Here is a 3,576-nt window from a genome sequence, read left to right as displayed (position 1 = left end):
ACACCAATCAGTTGCCAGAAGGCGAGGGCGGCGGCAATCATTATTGCGCATACCGTAATAATGACATATCTGTCAGGATAATTCCCACCCATCATATAGCAAAGTGATTCTCCTCAATAGGTAATAAGATAGGCAGATACACCGGAAAAACCCAATTGGTAATATCAGAAGGTTTTACTATTTTGGTGCTGATATAACGTTTCAATTCTGATGCACCATGCTTGAAGAGTTCGGAAGAATAGTGGTTGCCGCCGTCATCGCATGGATTCTCTTTCTATCGCTCGATATATTCTGGCGCCTTCCCCAAAAGGGAGGCGTTAGTGGCGCGGATGCAATTGGAGAGGCAATTGCCGGCCGTGATGGAGATCAGCATGGCGGATGGATGATGGGCAACATCGTCTGCTCACCTGATGCATCGGCGGGAACCCTCCTTGCCGCCTGTGGTGTCTTTGTTGCAGGCCTCCCGGGGGGGATCGCAGCCGCTGTTCTCGTCTATATAGGAAACCGGATCTGCCATGATAAGGGGTATGCAGGAACAAGCGGAGCCCTGATAGCAACGCTTATCATTGCCGGATTTATGCAGATCGGATTTTTCGCATCAGATTTCATTGCCGGAATGGTACTGGCCATCCTCACGATACAGGGGATCTCGCATATCCATGCCAGCCGGTTAATTGGATATTTCTGGAGGTGGAGAGCCTGATTGCCGAAGCAATCTGCATGGGTATCGCTCTCTATGGGGCAGTTCGAACAGTCCTTGAAAAGGAAACACTCCTCAAACTCCCGTTTGTCAATGTCATGAACTTTGGGATCGCCGGTTTAATCGTCTTTATTCTTCCGCATCCGCTCACCCTTGTTGCCGCTGCCGCATACTTTGTTGGATCCACCCTTGAAGCAAATGCGATAGCAAGCGCAATTGCACGGAGGAGGCAGGAATGATCGAGCAGATCATTACACTCGCCCTCGCGGGACTGATCTTCCTTGGAGCGGTAGCAACCGCCCTCTGGAAGAATCCCTTTGACAAGCTGATCGGCCTCTCACTCCTCTCTGCGGGGGTTATTCCGCTTATTGTAATGCGTGGCTATCTTGATGTTGCAATCGTCATCTCCCTTGTCATTCCAATAACAACAATTCTGGTTCTCCTCCTCCTCGGGAGGGAAGTCCGATGAGTCCTGAGTTTATTATCGGGTTTGGTCTTATTATCCTCGGAACTGTTGCCACAGCCTGGCCATCTCCAAAAGACTATATCACCCGATTGATAAATCTCGAACTTCCGGCATTTGGCATCCTCCTTGTGATGCTTTCATTTGACGAGACGCTGGCACTCCTGACCTTTATTGCTGTCACTGCCATCTCAACATTCCTCTTTGTCCGCGTCATAGAGAAGAAGGAGGCGAGAAAATGATCATCCGCAGAATCTCCGGGATCCTCTCAAACTTTACGAATCTCTCCCGGGTCTATGCCATATTGGTGATCATTGTCGTGCTTGCCGGGATAGCGGGCATCCCTTCCCTCGATTACAAGGGTGACCGCCTCTATCCGAAGACGATCGATCGGAATAGTCCGCTCGATCCCTATGATCGGGGCGGCATCCCCTTTGAATCAACAGGCATCTTAGCAGAGTATCCCGGCAATTCACCATATCTTGGGTACATCACGGCGTATCTTACTCCGCTTTCTCTTGCACTCGCCAGCGCAACTCCGCATATGGGAACAACCATTGTAGCTCATCCGGGCGGGATCATTGATGAGATTCTCTATGCAACACGTGGCCTCGATACCGTTGTAGAGACGACAATTCTCTTTGTCGGGTTTGCCGTTGCCGCATACCTCTTCCGCCGGAGGGAGGACGAATGATCGAAACATTCCATACCGGGATGTTTGCAGCATCCCTCTGCATCATCATCGCCTTCTTCTCGTTTATGAAAGAGACCGATGACCTGCACAGGCTTCTCCTCACCGATCTCGCCTCGGTGATGGCGCTCTTCCTGATTGCGCTTGTTGGAACCGACCTTGCTGAGGCGCTGATTCTCCCCGGCCTTGTGGTCACCATCTCAAAACTGATGGCACTTGCTGAGATTTACCTTGTGAAAGAGGGGATTTGGGGGAACCAGCCGGCAAGGACACTTGATATTGAGGTGCTCCAGAGTGCCCCCGCAATCCTGGCGTCGATCCTGGTACTATACGGGATCTTCCTCTCCGGATTCTCCGGCGGTGCAGTCGCAGGACTCGGAGTCATCTTCTATATCATCTGCAAAGGGCACCAGGAACGCTTTGAGCTGATTGAGACAGTGAGCGGATATGCCTGGGTTGCGTGGATTGGTGCATTCTTTATCATGCTGATCTTCCCGTCACAATGGTTCCTGGCGGTGATGATTGCGGGTGGCGCAATCCTCATCAAAGTAACAGCGAAGCTCTCCCTAATCGGCACCATGCGGGGTGAATCAGATGTTTGATCTGAATATTGAGGGTGCAGAACTCTTTGCACTTCCATTTGGAGATATTGTCCCGTACTTCAGTATATATTCTGCCACACTTGCTGCATTTGTCCTGATCTTCATCCTGATCTCGGCATTCGACCACCCTGAGCGGCAGTTGAATATCATATTTGGCGGTGATGCGTACTATGAAAAGGAGATAAAAGAAGATGACACACGATTCTCCCGGTTCATGGCGATTGCCTGTGGTTTTGCCACGCTGGGAGCAGTGCTGACAGGCGATATCTTCAACTTCACCCTCTTTGCGGTTCTGGTTGGAATCACAAATATCGCAATTGTCGCATCTGCCGGGAACCGCCATGTCTTAAATGCCGCATTCCAGTATGGAATCGTTGCAATGATCGCAACGGTTCCACTCTTTGGCGCAGCCGCAATCATCCTGGCAACCACAGGAACACTCTCGATCTGGACGCTTGCCGGGATGGGAGCAGTGCCTCTGCTTGCAAAGGCGCTGTTAATCCTCGGCGTGATGGGAGAAGGTATCGCACCGCTGTATATCGGTAAAGCCGAGATTATCAGGGCACAGGGAGCTCCCTTTGTCCTGATGATCCATTTCAGCTCACTCCTGCTCTTCCTGCGGGTAACAGAGATCGTCCTGGTGATTTGAAGATGAAGAAAAGTTATGTCCAGCTGATTGCCATCATCTCCGGCATCCTTCTTATTGTACTTTCAGTATCAGGACACCAGGGCATTGTATCGGTGCCTGTTGCTGCTGTACTGAGTATCGTACTGGCACCTGTTTTTCTTATCTCAGTCGGGCTTCTCTTCTCGGCTGAAGTAATTGACGGGGACATTCCGTTTATGGGGTACTAGAATCTATGATCGAATACATCATTGCTGCAATGTTTGCCGGCCTCCTGCTCCACGGTATCCACCGGAAAGTGATCGCACGGATACAGGGAAGGCCGGGGCCACCGATCTGGCAGGAGATACTTCATACCCTGAAATTCCTTGCAAAGGAGTCATGGATACCAAAAACAGCGAGCCAGGGTGTTTTTGTTACCGTGGTTGGGATCTCAATTGCGATCTGGACTGCAGCTTTGATGCTCCTGATCACGCAGGAGAGCCTTCTCCTTCT

At 50.8% G+C, this 3,576-nt stretch carries 9 protein-coding genes; all 9 read left to right on the top strand.

Annotated elements, in window-relative coordinates; translation table 11 throughout:
* Positions 1–217 precede the first annotated feature (217 nt).
* The gene (locus QCH34_RS08955) at positions 218–703 is read left to right on the top strand and encodes a hypothetical protein (protein WP_300333052.1); all 486 of its coding nucleotides are present in this window, start codon (positions 218–220) and stop codon (positions 701–703) included.
* Positions 691–939 carry a DUF2109 domain-containing protein gene (locus tag QCH34_RS08950; RefSeq protein WP_366898511.1) on the top strand — a complete coding sequence of 83 codons (249 nt, stop codon included), beginning with the start codon at positions 691–693 and terminating at the stop codon, positions 937–939. Before QCH34_RS08955 ends, QCH34_RS08950 begins: the two co-directional genes overlap by 13 nt.
* The gene (locus tag QCH34_RS08945) at positions 936–1,169 is read left to right on the top strand and encodes a DUF2108 domain-containing protein (protein ID WP_300333050.1); all 234 of its coding nucleotides are present in this window, start codon (positions 936–938) and stop codon (positions 1,167–1,169) included. The genes QCH34_RS08950 and QCH34_RS08945 overlap by 4 nt, the downstream gene beginning before the upstream one ends.
* The gene (locus tag QCH34_RS08940; protein WP_300333048.1) at positions 1,166–1,405 is read left to right on the top strand and encodes an EhaE family protein; all 240 of its coding nucleotides are present in this window, start codon (positions 1,166–1,168) and stop codon (positions 1,403–1,405) included. The genes QCH34_RS08945 and QCH34_RS08940 overlap by 4 nt, the downstream gene beginning before the upstream one ends.
* Positions 1,402–1,857 (top strand): DUF2106 family protein, encoded by a 456-nt coding sequence (locus tag QCH34_RS08935; RefSeq protein ID WP_300333044.1) that lies wholly within the window; start codon positions 1,402–1,404, stop codon positions 1,855–1,857. Before QCH34_RS08940 ends, QCH34_RS08935 begins: the two co-directional genes overlap by 4 nt.
* On the top strand, positions 1,854–2,456 hold the full coding sequence (locus QCH34_RS08930) for a DUF2105 family protein (protein WP_300333039.1): 603 nt from the start codon (positions 1,854–1,856) through the stop codon (positions 2,454–2,456). Before QCH34_RS08935 ends, QCH34_RS08930 begins: the two co-directional genes overlap by 4 nt.
* The gene (locus QCH34_RS08925) at positions 2,449–3,105 is read left to right on the top strand and encodes a hypothetical protein (protein WP_300333035.1); all 657 of its coding nucleotides are present in this window, start codon (positions 2,449–2,451) and stop codon (positions 3,103–3,105) included. Before QCH34_RS08930 ends, QCH34_RS08925 begins: the two co-directional genes overlap by 8 nt.
* 2 nt (positions 3,106–3,107) lie before the next feature.
* Positions 3,108–3,311 (top strand): hypothetical protein, encoded by a 204-nt coding sequence (locus QCH34_RS08920; protein ID WP_300333032.1) that lies wholly within the window; start codon positions 3,108–3,110, stop codon positions 3,309–3,311.
* 5 nt (positions 3,312–3,316) lie between these two features.
* On the top strand, positions 3,317–3,576 hold a 260-nt coding region (locus QCH34_RS08915; RefSeq protein WP_300333030.1), incomplete at its 3' end, for an NADH-quinone oxidoreductase subunit H.

This window comes from Methanocalculus sp. (assembly GCF_029762515.1).
GTDB lineage: Archaea > Halobacteriota > Methanomicrobia > Methanomicrobiales > Methanocorpusculaceae > Methanocalculus.
The sequence above is the reverse complement of the archived record's forward strand: the minus strand, read 5'-3'. Positions and strand labels throughout refer to the sequence as shown.

Excerpts from the sequence above, each read along its gene's own strand:
- QCH34_RS08955 (WP_300333052.1), top strand. The coding sequence starts at position 218 with ATGCTTGAAGAGTTCGGAAGAATAGTGGTTGCCGCCGTCATCGCATGG.
- QCH34_RS08945 (WP_300333050.1), top strand. The coding sequence starts at position 936 with ATGATCGAGCAGATCATTACACTCGCCCTCGCGGGACTGATCTTCCTT.
- QCH34_RS08940 (WP_300333048.1), top strand. The coding sequence starts at position 1,166 with ATGAGTCCTGAGTTTATTATCGGGTTTGGTCTTATTATCCTCGGAACT.
- QCH34_RS08935 (WP_300333044.1), top strand. The coding sequence starts at position 1,402 with ATGATCATCCGCAGAATCTCCGGGATCCTCTCAAACTTTACGAATCTC.
- QCH34_RS08930 (WP_300333039.1), top strand. The coding sequence starts at position 1,854 with ATGATCGAAACATTCCATACCGGGATGTTTGCAGCATCCCTCTGCATC.
- QCH34_RS08925 (WP_300333035.1), top strand. The coding sequence starts at position 2,449 with ATGTTTGATCTGAATATTGAGGGTGCAGAACTCTTTGCACTTCCATTT.
- QCH34_RS08920 (WP_300333032.1), top strand. The coding sequence starts at position 3,108 with ATGAAGAAAAGTTATGTCCAGCTGATTGCCATCATCTCCGGCATCCTT.